At 42.7% G+C, this 13,498-nt stretch carries 13 protein-coding genes; 7 read left to right on the top strand and 6 right to left on the bottom strand.

Annotated elements, in window-relative coordinates; genetic code table 11:
* The first annotated feature begins 65 nt into the window (after positions 1-65).
* From ACEN8J_RS22980 to ACEN8J_RS22970, 3 genes are all read left to right on the top strand, one after another.
* A complete protein-coding gene (locus ACEN8J_RS22980) occupies positions 66-827 on the top strand; it encodes an ABC transporter ATP-binding protein (protein ID WP_069012292.1) in 762 nt (253 codons plus the stop codon).
* Complete coding sequence (locus ACEN8J_RS22975; protein ID WP_495594003.1) at positions 817-2,757, top strand: FtsX-like permease family protein; 1,941 nt, start codon at positions 817-819, stop codon at positions 2,755-2,757. The genes ACEN8J_RS22980 and ACEN8J_RS22975 overlap by 11 nt, the downstream gene beginning before the upstream one ends.
* Positions 2,758-2,955: 198 nt before the next feature.
* Positions 2,956-3,339, top strand: a complete 384-nt coding sequence (locus ACEN8J_RS22970) for a hypothetical protein (protein WP_069012294.1) — start codon at positions 2,956-2,958, stop codon at positions 3,337-3,339.
* Positions 3,340-3,371: 32 nt separating this feature from the next.
* Here the strand turns inward: ACEN8J_RS22970 and ACEN8J_RS22965 are convergent, their stop codons facing one another.
* The 4 genes from ACEN8J_RS22965 to ACEN8J_RS22950 form a co-directional block, all read right to left on the bottom strand.
* Positions 3,372-4,346, bottom strand: a complete 975-nt coding sequence (locus tag ACEN8J_RS22965; RefSeq protein ID WP_495594002.1) for an aldo/keto reductase family protein — start codon at positions 4,344-4,346, stop codon at positions 3,372-3,374.
* Positions 4,347-4,507: 161 nt separating this feature from the next.
* Positions 4,508-5,470 carry a radical SAM protein gene (locus ACEN8J_RS22960; protein ID WP_495594001.1) on the bottom strand — a complete coding sequence of 321 codons (963 nt, stop codon included), beginning with the start codon at positions 5,468-5,470 and terminating at the stop codon, positions 4,508-4,510.
* Positions 5,471-5,672: 202 nt separating this feature from the next.
* A complete protein-coding gene (locus ACEN8J_RS22955) occupies positions 5,673-6,887 on the bottom strand; it encodes a spr1629 family repressor/antitoxin (RefSeq protein ID WP_459761232.1) in 1,215 nt (404 codons plus the stop codon).
* A 38-nt stretch (positions 6,888-6,925) separates the two neighbouring features.
* Positions 6,926-7,669 (bottom strand): spr1630 family ClpXP-sensitive toxin, encoded by a 744-nt coding sequence (locus ACEN8J_RS22950; protein ID WP_274483263.1) that lies wholly within the window; start codon positions 7,667-7,669, stop codon positions 6,926-6,928.
* A gap of 355 nt (positions 7,670-8,024) precedes the next feature.
* Here ACEN8J_RS22950 and ACEN8J_RS22945 point away from each other — a divergent pair, with 355 nt between their 5' ends.
* The 3 genes from ACEN8J_RS22945 to ACEN8J_RS22935 all read left to right on the top strand — a co-directional run bounded on the left by ACEN8J_RS22945 (position 8,025) and on the right by ACEN8J_RS22935 (position 10,736).
* Entirely contained in the window at positions 8,025-8,501 is a 477-nt protein-coding gene (locus ACEN8J_RS22945) for a DsrE/DsrF/DrsH-like family protein (RefSeq protein WP_029518856.1), read from the top strand.
* A gap of 134 nt (positions 8,502-8,635) precedes the next feature.
* Complete coding sequence (locus tag ACEN8J_RS22940; protein WP_165145573.1) at positions 8,636-10,144, top strand: aminotransferase class V-fold PLP-dependent enzyme; 1,509 nt, start codon at positions 8,636-8,638, stop codon at positions 10,142-10,144.
* 82 nt (positions 10,145-10,226) lie between these two features.
* Positions 10,227-10,736 carry a DUF1036 domain-containing protein gene (locus ACEN8J_RS22935; RefSeq protein ID WP_029518858.1) on the top strand — a complete coding sequence of 170 codons (510 nt, stop codon included), beginning with the start codon at positions 10,227-10,229 and terminating at the stop codon, positions 10,734-10,736.
* Positions 10,737-10,843: 107 nt separating this feature from the next.
* Here the strand turns inward: ACEN8J_RS22935 and ACEN8J_RS22930 are convergent, their stop codons facing one another.
* Positions 10,844-11,896 carry an LLM class flavin-dependent oxidoreductase gene (locus tag ACEN8J_RS22930; protein WP_069012299.1) on the bottom strand — a complete coding sequence of 351 codons (1,053 nt, stop codon included), beginning with the start codon at positions 11,894-11,896 and terminating at the stop codon, positions 10,844-10,846.
* A gap of 251 nt (positions 11,897-12,147) precedes the next feature.
* Between ACEN8J_RS22930 and ACEN8J_RS22925 the strand changes: the two genes are divergently transcribed.
* Complete coding sequence (locus ACEN8J_RS22925; RefSeq protein WP_029518860.1) at positions 12,148-12,903, top strand: AIM24 family protein; 756 nt, start codon at positions 12,148-12,150, stop codon at positions 12,901-12,903.
* Between the two features lie 41 nt (positions 12,904-12,944).
* On the opposite strand, the gene ACEN8J_RS22920 is transcribed toward ACEN8J_RS22925, so the two are convergent.
* On the bottom strand, positions 12,945-13,286 hold the full coding sequence (locus tag ACEN8J_RS22920) for a zinc ribbon domain-containing protein YjdM (protein WP_029518861.1): 342 nt from the start codon (positions 13,284-13,286) through the stop codon (positions 12,945-12,947).
* Positions 13,287-13,498: the final 212 nt, after the last annotated feature.

Below are 13,498 nucleotides of genomic sequence, written 5' to 3'. Positions count from 1 at the left end.
TCAAAGGAAAAACATCGGCTCTATTTTTATAATAAGGCTACAAGAACAATAAGGAGTGCATCGAAGTGAACATTTTAGAAGCTCATAAAATCCGTAAAAGCTACGGTAATAAGTTCAATATGCAGGAGGTTTTGAAGGGAATAGATATCCTTATTGAAGAAGGGGAATTTGTCAGTATTATGGGAGCCTCCGGTTCAGGTAAAACCACATTGCTGAATGTTCTTTCCTCTATTGATAAAGTGAGCCAAGGTTCCATTAGAATCAATGATATCGAAATGACGAAAATGAAAGAAAAGCAACTGGCTGAATTTCGAAAAGAGCATTTAGGCTTTATTTTTCAGGAGTATAATCTGCTGGATACGCTAACGGTGAAGGAGAACATCCTCTTACCGTTATCCATCACCAAAACGCCTAAGAAAGAAGCCAACCGAAGATTTCAGGAAGTGGCTACAGAATTGGGGATTTATGAGTTGAAAGATAAGTATCCCAATGAAATTTCGGGTGGACAGAAACAGCGTACATCAGCGGCCAGAGCGTTTATTCATGAGCCCAGTATTATTTTTGCCGATGAACCTACGGGTGCACTGGATTCCAAGTCGGCTTCCGATTTATTAAACAAGCTGGGCCAGTTGAACCAAAAACGCAAAGCAACCATTATTATGGTCACGCATGATCCTGTCGCTGCCAGCCATTGCAGTCGGGTTATTTTTATTAAGGATGGGCAAATGTATACGCAGCTTCACAAAGGCGAGCAGGAAAGACAAAGCTTCTTCCAGGATATCATGAAAACCCAAGGGGTCTTAGGCGGGGTCCAATATGAACATTAATCTGCTCATTCTAAAAAATTTGAAAAAAAACCTGAAAAATTATTACCTTTATGTTTTTGCCCTCATTTTCAGTGTTGCACTCTATTTCGCTTTTGTCACACTACAGTACGATCCCTCCATGGACGAAGTGAAGGGGTCTGTTAAAGGTGCAGCTTCCATACGGACAGCTTCCATTTTACTGGTCGCTATTGTCTGCATTTTTCTTATGTATGCCAATAATATTTTTATAAAAAGACGAAGCAAAGAAATTGGCCTATTTCAATTGATCGGAATGACTAAAAGTAAAATTTTTCGCATCCTGAGTGCTGAAAACCTAATTTTATACTTTAGTTCCCTCTTCATTGGGATTGGGGTTGGATTCTCCTTTTCCAAATTAGTGATTATGATTTTATTTAAGACGACGGGCGTCGAAGCCATTGCCACTCTATATTTCTCTAACCAAGCACTGACTCAAACACTCATCGTTTTTGTTGTCATCTACCTGCTGATCATGCTCATGAATTATTCTTTTATCAAAAGACAAAGTATTTTGTCCTTGTTCAGAGTGACCTCAACCACCGAAGGGAAAATCAAGAAAATATCGATCTTTGAGATGATCATCGGGATCATTGGCATCTCTCTCATCGCTTTAGGTTACTATGTTTCCTCCAAATTATTTGGTGGAGACTTTACATCCATAAATGAATTGTTTATGGCTATGGTGTTTATTTTGGGCTCTGTCATCATCGGAACACTCCTTTTTTACAAAGGATCTATCCGCTTTATTTCCAATATCATCAGAAAGAGTAAAGGCGGATATTTAAACATCCATGAGGTGCTGTCCCTCTCGTCCATTATGTTCCGCATGAAGTCCAATGCTTTGTTGTTGACCATTATTACGACAGTATCGGCACTTGCCATCGGTTTACTATCCTTAAGCTATATCGCCTATTATTCTGCGGATCAAGCAGCTGAGGACAATGTACCTTCCCATTTTGCCATGACGAATGTACCGGATGCGGAGAAATTCAAAGCGTTACTTCATGAGCATGATATAAAGTATCGTGAAAAGAAAATTGAAGTGATTCAAGTCAGTGTGAAGACAGCGCAAATTATGGAGACTCCTATGGAACAATTAAATGATGGTACGGATTCCATGACACTGCCTGTCGTAAGCGACCAATCTGTGGAGGGTACGGATGTAACTCCAGGCCAAACGGTTTTAACGGGCTATAATGATATGTTACAGAAATTCATGTCCTTGAAAGACTTTGGCCCCTTGGATTTGAAGGGGAAAACAGAAGTCATACCTCAACAATATGTGGGTCTAAAAAAGGATTATGTCATTCCCTACTATTTTGCAGCCGGGGGAGTACCCACTGTCATTGTAGACGAAACCATCTTTGAGCGGTTAAAGAAAGATGTAAATCCTGAGATTCAAAAGAAATCATCCTTATATATTGGAATTGATATGATAAATGCAGAACAGATTGAAGAAGCCAATCGTCTCTTTGCAGCTGCGAATTTTAATGATCAACAAACATCCCGCCTTGAAATGAGCAGCAATCAGAAGCGGAACATGGGAGTGATCATGTTTGTAGTTGGCTTTTTGGGACTCACCTTTCTCATTACATCAGGCTGTATCCTTTACTTTAAGCAAATGGATGAGAGCGAAGATGAAAAAGCCAATTATACGGTGTTAAGAAAGTTAGGGTTCACCCAAAGTGACCTGCTTCGAGGTATTAAAATAAAACAACTCTTTAACTTCGGCATTCCATTAGTGATTGGCCTATCACACAGCTATTTCGCCGTTCAATCCGGCTGGTTCTTGTTTGGAACCGAAATTTGGATGCCTATGATTATCGTTATGGTGCTGTACACCGCCTTATATTCCATTTTCGGGATACTATCCATACTGTATTATAAAAAGGTCATTAAATCAGCATTATAATCGGCAAAAAGCAAAAAAGCCCCAGGCGAAAGTGCTGGGGCTTTTCCAAATATTTGAGCATTTTCGTTCCTACATGTACAATAAAATAACTATCATCGTAACCCCAAAGGGGGAGAGCTTATTTTATTATTAATCATCAATGGCATCGGCATCGTGGCCAATATCATACTCGGTTCCTTTATAGGCGCAGCTATTTTTATGGGAATCGTTTTTTTCCTGATTGGCTTGCCTGAGTTTAAAAAATCGCCGAAACTTACGAAAAAGGCTAAAAAAGATATCGCCTATATTATGTCCACATTGTTAACCCTTGTTGTATTCATGGTTATCGTTTTCTGGAATATCCGTGCCTCAGGTGATTTGATGCTAGCAGGTCCGCTAACACCGCAAATGAAGTTTCACTGGGGACAAAAGGTGTTGATGCTAGGGTTACTGGAGGGCTTATGGTCTGTCATCACCCTAAAATGGCTATTACCCATCTTTTTTGATCCGCTGGATCTCAGTAAGAAGCAAATCCTCGTTCTAGTGAGCGGGATTGTATTTAGTGTGGGTTCAGGAATTTATGCCATACTTGGAGCTAGTTAATGGTTCGCCTCTACAGAGGCTCGTGTGAATGCTTAACGCAAAGGTTCAAAACCCTCTGCTTGCTTAAGAATCCGCTCAATTTCCGCGCATGTCTCCGGTTGCAGCGTCACTTCGACTGCTTTTACATTTTCCTCAATTTGTGCCGGTTTAGTAGCCCCAATAAGTGCAGCGCTGATACCCGGTTCTCTCAGAATCCAAGCAAGCGCGAGCTGTGACAGGGTAACACCCAAATTCTTCGCCAGCTTATCCAGCTCCTGGACACAGTTCAGAACGGTATCGTTCATGTAACTGCTGATGACATTATTGACAGAGGCATCAGCCCCGCGGCTACCCGTCGGTAAAGGTTGTCCAGGCTTGTATTTCCCCGTGAGGACCCCTTGGGCCAGAGGCGAAAATACAATTTGGCCGATGCCTACCTGCCCGGATACCGGAAGTACCTCATGCTCGATGTAACGTTCGAACATATTATAGATCGGCTGATTGGCAATCAGCGGGCGCAGATTCAGCCTTTTTCCAATCCCATAAGCATCCATGAGCTGGGCAGCACTCCATTCGCTGACAGCAGCGTACAGAATCTTACCCTGAGCCTGAAGGTCATCGAGCGCTCGCAGCGTCTCTTCCAAAGGAGTGTCCGGATCATAACGATGACAAAAGTACATGTCGATATAATCCGTACCCAGACGCTTCAGACTCGCTTCACATTGCTCCATAATGTGCTTGCGTGACAGTCCCCTGTCATTGGGACCGGAATCCATAGGGAAGTACACCTTAGTAGATAATACATAGCTATCTCTTCGATAAGACTTCAAGGCAGCTCCCATAGCCTTTTCGCCTTCTCCCCGGTTATACGCGTTCGCGGTATCAAAGAAATTAATCCCGAGTTCAAAGGCTTTGGCAATACAGGTATGAGTTGCTTCCTGCTCGGCGGCTGTACCGTACGTCAACCAGCTCCCCAAGCCGATTTCACTAATTTTAAGACCACTGTTGCCTACATTTCTATATTTCATATCTACTCCTTCTTTCATAAGAGAATTATATTTTTATATTTTAACATGTAAACCCTTTCATTAAAATCATTGATAAAGGATTCATGGAGTTACATGAAGGATATCTACCACCCTGACTGTTAGGGTGGTAGATGCTTTAGTTTCACAATTTCAAATCATGTCTACTTGCTTCCTACAGGAAAAAGCGCATCATATGCAGGACAAGGCAGTTTGTCGAGAAACTCCTGAAGCTGCTTCGGTTTATTTTTGTAAATATCCTTTAAGGATGTTCCATCATAAATATTGCCGATGACCACAGGATGGCATAGCTCACAGATCAGAATGTCCCCGTTCCCGTGCAGATGGAGCTGTTTTTTACCATCAACACAATTGGAAAAATACACACCCGGCTGTTCCTTGAAACCCAGTGCTTCTGCGAAACGGTCCATACAGGTGAAATACAATACAGTATCATCTTTTTTATGTGCAATCAGGTCATGAACGGAACGGACGAGCGCTTCCTTGGTGGAAATAGCGTTCCAGTTGGTATGATCCATCACAATGCTGTTTTGGATTTCATGGATGCGCACACCGAGATCATATACCATTTCGCTAATAGCTGGCATGTTGTTTTGTGTCTCCGCAAACAGCAACGTCTCCAACACCGTTTCCAGCTTGGTCTCGGTACATAACCGGATATTTTGAACAATTTTCTCATACATGCGAGGATGAACATGATAATATGCTGCATATTTATCAGCATCCGTGAAGTTGAAGGAGATATGAATGTTGGAAAGACCTGCATCACGCAGTTTCTCAATTCGTTCAGGGCTGAGCAAGCTGGCATTGGTGTTGAGCTGGGTAGCGATTCCTTTGCTCGAACAGTGAGCCACAATGCCCAGACAATCCTCATACTTCAGGGTCACTTCTCCCCCGGACAGTCGCACACGTTTTAACGTTGGAATGTCATCAATAATATCAATGACCTCTTTGCTGCTAATGCATTGCCCATCGTTCCGCTGATATGCGCAGCAGTAATCACACTTGAAGTTGCAATTAGAGGTGACCCCGACTTCCAGTCCCTCCAGCTCGTAGATGCCCGGCTTTTCCAGTTCAAGTGCTTTATATTTGTTCTCTATACTCACTTTCTCATGATCCTCCCGATCTCAGGCTTGTGTCTTGAATTCCCCTGAAATTATACAGAATAGGAGCGGTTTGTAGATATGACATTGGTAACGGCGAAAATGGAATTCTAAAATTTGAATTAAACAAAAAGAAACCTGCATCTAAAAAGGTAGGTTTCTCGACAGTCTTAAAGCCTTAAATATATGTTTTAAAAAGTTATAGTTACACTTGCTTAGCTACATCAGAGATATGCTTGGATATATCCGTGACATTTTGCAGACTAAAATCAAGACTTTTCGCCAAATATTTATTAAAAAAGTCAGGGACAATTCCGGTCATATGATAAAAGAAGGATACTTCTGTTTTCCAATCATTCTCAACCATTTGATGGATGTTTACGAGGCCCTTTTTAGAAACAAGGTCGATGATTGTCTTGATTTTTGTTGGTTTCTGAATTGTAATTAATTCATCGAGTGGTTCAATTTTCAAATAACCTTTTCGATGTAAAGCTGCATAGAAGTTCCGATGATCTTTTGGTTTAAGATTTCCCAAATGGGCCGCCCTGTATCCCAACACTTGCAGCGAAGTCTTCCATTTCTTTTTCAAATCCAAGTAATTATCTGGATTTGTGATATGAACCACATTTTTCATATCAAGTGTAAATTCGTCTTCAGGTAATAAGAATGCTCCCGCAAACATATTTGCTTCATTTTCAATAATTTTGTGTTCTTTTCGATCTAGATTGGCAAATTCAAGGCGATAATGAAGCAATAGATGTCCCAGTTCATGTGCTATATCAAAGTTTCTCCGAACGGCTGATCGTTTCATATTCCCTAATATGATATAAGGCCGATCGTTTCGAGTCCAGAGACTATAAGCATCAATCTCGTCGCCCATTGCCTTCTCAAAGGCGAATACTCCACTTTTTTCAACTAGAAACATAAGATCGTCGTTTGTATCTTGCGCTAGTCCCAGTCTTTTTCGTGCCAAATGAGCAACTTTATCAATTTGAGTGGATCTATCGTCATCTGAATGGTTTAGATATTCGATAACTTCATCCCTTAAGCTGATAATTTTGAGGGTAGGGAGGCTAACTCTGGCTGTGATATAGTTAATAAAAGCATCTAAATATTCAACATGCTTCGCTTCCGCCTGCGTCTTCGAGATAACATTCAAAACTTTTGAACGATAAGCGATGTTCATTACGTTTACGTTGGCAGGTGTCATATTCCGTGCAAGCATGTCTTTAGTATAGAAGTATTTACTTTTCACGTTAAAAATCCGCTTTAACTCATTCACGATTTGCATTTTAGGAGATGTATACGCATTCTCGTACTGCCAGACTGCTTGTTCTGTAACACCTAACATTTCGGAGAGCTGTTTTCTTGAATATCCATGCATGATCCGTAGATTGGTCAAATTTTCACCTATGAACATGCTGCTCCCTCCTTATTGGACTAACCCGTCTTGTTTGTCTAGTTGTGTTGCTCTTCTTCCAGGATCCCAATATCGAAAGCTGCTGGGTCCATAATATCTTCACTCATCTCTGGCGCGACTACTTCGCGATCTTCCTCCGTTAAATCAGCTCCAGAAATAAGACTTGAGAGGTCTTCTATCAGGTAAGCAATATTATCCTCAGGATTAGGCAAATAATGCATTATTTCAGATATCTGATATGCCTCATCAAGTGCATATGTAAGTATATGGAACTCATTGTAGGATGATTTAAAGCTTTCGAGTTCATCTTTTACCTGACTCTCTAAAATTAGAAAAGAAAGTTGTTCAGGTACCCCCCTTATCTTCGAGGATTGCTGAGTAGGAGAAAACAATAAATCTTTGTTAATTTTTGAAAGTTCATGAAGATAGGTACGGCGTGGACCTTTCCCTCCGTAATTACTAGGTAGCTTTGCCTGTGAAAAACATTTCTCATTGAAATAGGCCGCGTTCTTAATAAGAAAAAGAATTTTAGAGTCTCCATGGATAAATTGGAGATAGTCCCACGTTAATCCAGCTTTCGATTTTTTATATGTAAAACCGTAATCAACGCATTCTTCTGCGATCTTACTTTCGATAAAGTTACCCTTGGTCCAGGCAAATGCTGAACTGATCTTCATTTTTGCTTTTCGATCTTTACGATGCTCAATATAATCGCGATATCCATCTACGATAGCATCAACAATCATTTTGTTGTGTTCGGAATTAAATTTGAATTTATCCATATCCATCGCTCCGATTCATAGGTATGAAGAATACCTATATTTTAATCGAAATTCGGACTTAAGGAAATGATTTTTTTTGTTTTTTTTAAAGTCGGACTGTATATTGAATAAAATCTTTATAGTCATTTAGGTTTTAAAACGATGTTGCCTTTAAATTATTCTCATTCCTCCCGCAGATCATCCGTCTGTTGACGAGAGATGGGCACACTAACGCTGGTTAGTTAGCAACAAGATTTTTTTAATTACCACATGTTTACAACTTATTCTCTGTAATTGTGATCAATATGTGAACCATGCATAGTTTTCATTTCCAAATCCATACTGAATATATTTGTTGGTAATGGAGGCGGGAATTGTGGATAAAAGAATGAATCTGCTTATGTTCAGCGGCGATTATGATAAGGCAATGGCTGGACTGATTCTGGCAAATACAGCGCGGGAATTGGATGTGGATGTGACGATGTTTTTTGCGTTCTGGGGATTATCACTGGTTCGTGATCCCGAGAAGATGACGCTTGAGGATAAGACGATTTACGAGAAACTCATGGACTTGATGACGCCCAAAGGGCCTGAATCCTTACCGCTGTCCCATATGAATTTTAGTGGTCTGGGAAAACTGATGCTAACGGAAATGTTGGAAGACAATGAAGCCCCAAAGCTGATCCACTTCCTAAAAGGTGCCCGGAAGAAAAACGTCAAATTTTATGCCTGTAAGCTATCGGTGGATATTATGGGTTTTAAACCGGAAGAATTTATACCTGAACTGGAAATTATCGAGGCCAAAACGTATCTAAAAGATGCGCTCGAATCCGATATGCAGTTGTTTATATAGGATAGACTTGCGCCTTATCCGGCTGTTGGATGAGGCTTTTATTGTGACTAAATGATGACACTCGCCTATTTTTTTTAACCCATTCGGACCTACTTACGTACCCTAAGAAGACAGAACGACTTGGGAGGCGCCGTATGCTCATGGCTCGAATTGGAAGCAGTAATTGTAGGTATCAGCCTTCTAACGAGGCTTATTTCCAAAGGTATCGCGAAAGTACAATCGGATATCACCAGACCTTTGAATCTCCATATGGGCAAAAAAAGCTGATTTATGCGGATTGGGCAGCCAGTGGCCGTCTGTATGGACCCATCGAGTCGAAAATAGCTCATGAATTAGGCCCTTTTGTGGCGAATACGCATACGGAGTCTAATTTGACAGGAACTCTGATGACCCAAGCCTATGAAGAAGCGAAACAAATCATTAAGAGCCACGTTCATGCCAATGAACGTGATATCATCCTGTTCGCCGGGTCAGGTATGACAGGTGCAGTGAACAAGCTTCAGCGACTGTTAGGATTGAAAATACATGAAAAATTAAAGCCCCTCTACCCCATCGCCAAAAAAGAGCGCCCCGTTATTTTCGTTACACATATGGAGCATCATTCCAATCATATTTCCTGGGCAGAAACCGTTGGAGACGTTGTATGTCTTCCTCCGGGTCCCGGCGGGATTGTCGATCCAACTCATCTCGAACGACTGCTGCTTCAATTCCGGCATCGCCCTATCAAAATCGGCGCCTTTACCGCCTGCTCTAATGTTACAGGGTTCGAAGTACCGATTTACCAGCTATCTCGCAAAATGCACGAACATGGCGGCGTTTGTTTCATTGATTTTTCAGCAAGCGCACCTTATGCCGAGATTAACATGCACCCCACAGATCCTCTCGAGAAACTGGACGGGATTGTATTTTCACCCCACAAATTTCTTGGGGGTCCCGGTACAAGCGGCGTTTTAATTATGGATTCGAGACTATGCCTTAGTTGTGCTCCGGATCAGCCCGGAGGGGGTACAGTTAGCTGGACCAATCCTTGGGGTGGATACGAGTATAAGGATAATACTGAAGCCCGTGAGGATGGAGGAACCCCTGCCTTTCTACAGGCCGTTCGAACGGCGCTCTGCATTCGGCTGAAAGAACAAATGGGATACAACCGCATGTTGGAGCGAAAAAAGGAACTGACATCATTATTACTAAAAAGCTTGAGTACCATACCAGGACTACACATTTTAGGAGGAAGCAGCCAAGAACGAATGGGAATCGTTTCTTTCGTTGTCGGTCCTATTCACTATAACCTGATCGTAAAACTATTGAATGATCGGTTTGGCATTCAGGTCCGGGGCGGCTGCTCTTGTGCAGGCCCCTACGGACATTATTTGCTGGGCATTGACCCACAAACATCCAAACAAATGACAGACCTGATCCATGCGGGAGACTTATCTCGAAAACCGGGCTGGGTGCGTCTGTCGCTCCATCCCATGATGACGAATCAGGAAGTCTCCTATATCGCCTCTTCCATACGGGCAATCGTGGAAAACATCGTGACCTGGCAAAAAGATTATACCTATCAACCAGAATCAAACGAATGGAGATCTATAAATGAACATAACAAAATAGACATCAGCAAATGGTTCAATTTTAGCGATTAAGAGACTCGTGTCCGTTCCCTTCTTTCAAAACTCTCATAGAATACTCTGTAGGATTACTATATGAGGAAAGAAGTGACGACAAATGGGTCTCAATTTTCGCAACAGTACCAATGCGGCTATCTTTGTGGTCTTTGCCTATCCGGACTTCAGCTGTACTCCTGTTAACTATTCTAAAGCAGGCTGGTACCGTGTTAACCCTGGACAGACTATTCAGGTTTGGAGCGGCTTCGCAGGAGGGAATACGTTCTTTTATTACGCTGAAGATGATTTTGGACGCGAATGGCGGGGTTCATATTTCACTCAAGTTCCTGAGAATGCCTTCAATTGGTGCTGGGATACAGGCTGTACCACTTGTAGAAGCGTGGGACTGCGGAGAATCGCAGTTAGTCCGTTCGTCTTGGACTACACCATCAACTTTGTAACGAGCAGCAGTCAAAGAAAACCTGCATCATCCACACTCCGCATGACATTGCCTTCCAAGGCAATCCAAGAGAAACCTATCCTGCGCAGAGTCCCTGCTAAACCTAAGAGACTAAAACAAGGTAAAACCCTGTTGCAAAAGCGCATCACGCATAAAAAACGGACAAAATAAAAAATGATCTGATCAGCTCATATATAGATTATTTTAGAGTTAAGAAAGGAGCGGCCATATCGCTCATGGTCTGCCCCTTTCTCCTTTGTCTACTGAGATCAATCCACCTATTTACTCTCGGATTCCCACTTGGATATCTCTTCACGAACCCGTGGTGCTACCTCTGTTCCCAATAGCTCAATAGCTCTCATGACATCGTCATGCGGCATCGTACCGACGGGCACGTGCAACAGAAAACGTGTAATGCCTACCTGTTTACGGAGATGAATGATTTTCTTGGCAACCGTGTCTGAATCACCTACATATAACGCTCCTTCAAAGCTGCGTGCGGCATCGAAGCTGGAGCGAGTGTAAGGGCCCCAACCGCGTTCACGCCCAAGCACATTCATGCTCTGCTGAGTGGAAGGGAAGAACTTATCCGCTGCCAGCTCAGTAGTCTCTGCGATAAAACCATGTGAGTGTGATGCAACCGGAAGCAGCGATGCATCATGACCGGCATGCCTCGCGGCTTTTTTATATAGTTCCACCAACGGGGCAAACTGTACAGGGCTACCCCCGATAATCGCCAGAACCAATGGCAAACCGAGCAATCCTGCACGAACCACAGATTCCTGATTCCCCCCACTCCCAATCCATACGGGCAACGGATTTTGAACTGGACGCGGATACACGCCCAAATTGTGAATTGCAGGCCGATGTCCGCCCTTCCAGGTGACTTTCTCGGATTCTCGGATTTTCAATAACAGCTCCAGTTTTTCATCAAATAACTCATCGTAGTTATCCAAATCATACCCAAATAACGGGAACGATTCGATAAAAGAGCCCCGGCCTGCCATAATCTCAGCTCGTCCATTCGAAATGCCGTCCAGTGTAGCAAAATCCTGAAACACACGTACGGGATCATCCGATGAAAGTACCGTAACTGCACTGGTTAATCGAATCCGCTGGGTCTGTGCAGCAGCAGCAGCGAGGATAACAGCAGGTGCAGATGCCGCATAATCTTTACGATGATGCTCCCCGACGCCGTACACATCCAGCCCTACCTGATCTGCAAGCACAATCTCCTCGACCACTTCACGTATTCGTTGTGCGTGACTGATAACCTCCCCCGTTTGGGGATCCGGCGTTGTTTCTACAAACGTGCTTATCCCTATCTCCACTTGCTCTACCCCCTATTTTCATGTTTCATTCTCATTCGGCTGCTTTCGAAGCCAATCATTTTAAAAACCGATATCTTTATATTGAACTTTTTTCGCATCTTTTTCAAGCTCTCCTTTTCTGAGTCTGAAAATCAGCCAAGGGAAGTGTCAAGATTCGCCGCAGGAAAAGAAGTCTCTTTGTCGAATATTGTATGGAACAAAGAAGTTTCCCATCCCCACACCATGAATACAACAAGGAGGCACTTACATTTATGGCTTTTGTTATTAATAATTTAAAGGATAACAGCAATGTTGCTATCACTGACCAATTAGGCGGATTTACGGTACTGGAATACATAACAGATTTGAGCTGCACCTCGGTTGCGGCTGCGCAAGACAATTACTATATGAGCAAAAGTAACATGCGCCGCAAGCAACTCATGATCGAAATCAACAATAGTGAGATTATGATGAAGGCGGGAGCCATGCAATATACTGTGGGTAGCATGGAAATGACTACCGGTGTAAAAGGCGTGGGAGGCTTAATGCGAAACTTGGTGTCCGGCGCTGTAACAGGGACAGGTGCCATTAAACCGCACTATAAAGGCACGGGTACCATTATGCTGGAGCCTACCTACCAATATATTTGGCTTATTGATGTCGACAATGATGATATTGCCATCGAAGACGGCTTGTTTTTGGCTTGTGACACGACGCTGGACATATCCGTCGTTGCACGTAGTAATCTTTCCTCTGCCGCACTGGGTGGAGAAGGGTTATTTAATTTAAGCGCCCGCGGAAAAGGAGTTCTGGCACTTCAAGCGCCAATCCCTTCCGAGGAAGCGGTCGTTATAGAATTGCAAAATGATGTGCTGAAGGTGGATGGTAACTTTGCCCTCATGTGGTCCAATACCTTACAGTTCACCGTCGAAAAATCTGGAAAAACCAAAATGGGCTCGGCTGCTTCCGGCGAAGGGCTGGTAAATGTGTACAGGGGAACAGGCACCGTATGGTTAGCGCCCTTATAAACAAAAAAAGGAGAAGCCCTCGGCTTCTCCTTTCTTACATTTTAATTCTTTTTTACAAACTCCGATTTTAGCTTCATTGCTCCAAAACCATCAATTTTGCAGTCAATATCGTGATCGCCATCCACCAGACGGATGTTTTTTACTTTGGTGCCGATTTTTAAGACGGATGAGCTTCCCTTCACTTTAAGGTCTTTAATGACAGTTACAGAGTCACCATCCTGCAGAATGTTACCATTCGCATCTTTGACGATCTTAATGTCTTCACTGCTTACCGCTTCTGACTCGGTAGACCACTCATGAGCGCATTCCGGACAAATGAAAAGACTGCGATCCTCATAAGTGTACTCTGAATTACATTCAGGACAATTTGGTAAATTAGACATGGTATTATGTACTCCATTCATTTTCAAATTCTACTGCTGTGCTAAGCTTCCCTGGATAGACCAAGCTTGCTCCAAGTCTTCCTTGGAGTTCCCTACAAGTATATTGGATAATCCGTCACGATTCCACTCATGGATGAAACTAATCTGAGTATTGTTGCACCTCATATGTAAGCGTTCTGTCTGCTGAAAATGTCCATAGGTGAACATATAAC

This window comes from Paenibacillus sp. Paensp38, assembly GCF_059491915.1.
Note: the sequence above shows the minus strand (reverse complement) of the source record. Positions and strands in the feature narration are given on the sequence as shown.

Excerpts from the sequence above, each read along its gene's own strand:
- ACEN8J_RS22935 (WP_029518858.1), top strand. The coding sequence starts at position 10,227 with ATGGGTCTCAATTTTCGCAACAGTACCAATGCGGCTATCTTTGTGGTC.
- ACEN8J_RS22940 (WP_165145573.1), top strand. The coding sequence starts at position 8,636 with ATGCTCATGGCTCGAATTGGAAGCAGTAATTGTAGGTATCAGCCTTCT.
- ACEN8J_RS22965 (WP_495594002.1), bottom strand. The coding sequence starts at position 4,346 with ATGAAATATAGAAATGTAGGCAACAGTGGTCTTAAAATTAGTGAAATC.
- ACEN8J_RS22925 (WP_029518860.1), top strand. The coding sequence starts at position 12,148 with ATGGCTTTTGTTATTAATAATTTAAAGGATAACAGCAATGTTGCTATC.
- ACEN8J_RS22950 (WP_274483263.1), bottom strand. The coding sequence starts at position 7,669 with ATGGATAAATTCAAATTTAATTCCGAACACAACAAAATGATTGTTGAT.
- ACEN8J_RS22920 (WP_029518861.1), bottom strand. The coding sequence starts at position 13,286 with ATGTCTAATTTACCAAATTGTCCTGAATGTAATTCAGAGTACACTTAT.
- ACEN8J_RS22975 (WP_495594003.1), top strand. The coding sequence starts at position 817 with ATGAACATTAATCTGCTCATTCTAAAAAATTTGAAAAAAAACCTGAAA.
- ACEN8J_RS22955 (WP_459761232.1), bottom strand. The coding sequence starts at position 6,887 with ATGTTCATAGGTGAAAATTTGACCAATCTACGGATCATGCATGGATAT.
- ACEN8J_RS22970 (WP_069012294.1), top strand. The coding sequence starts at position 2,956 with ATGGGAATCGTTTTTTTCCTGATTGGCTTGCCTGAGTTTAAAAAATCG.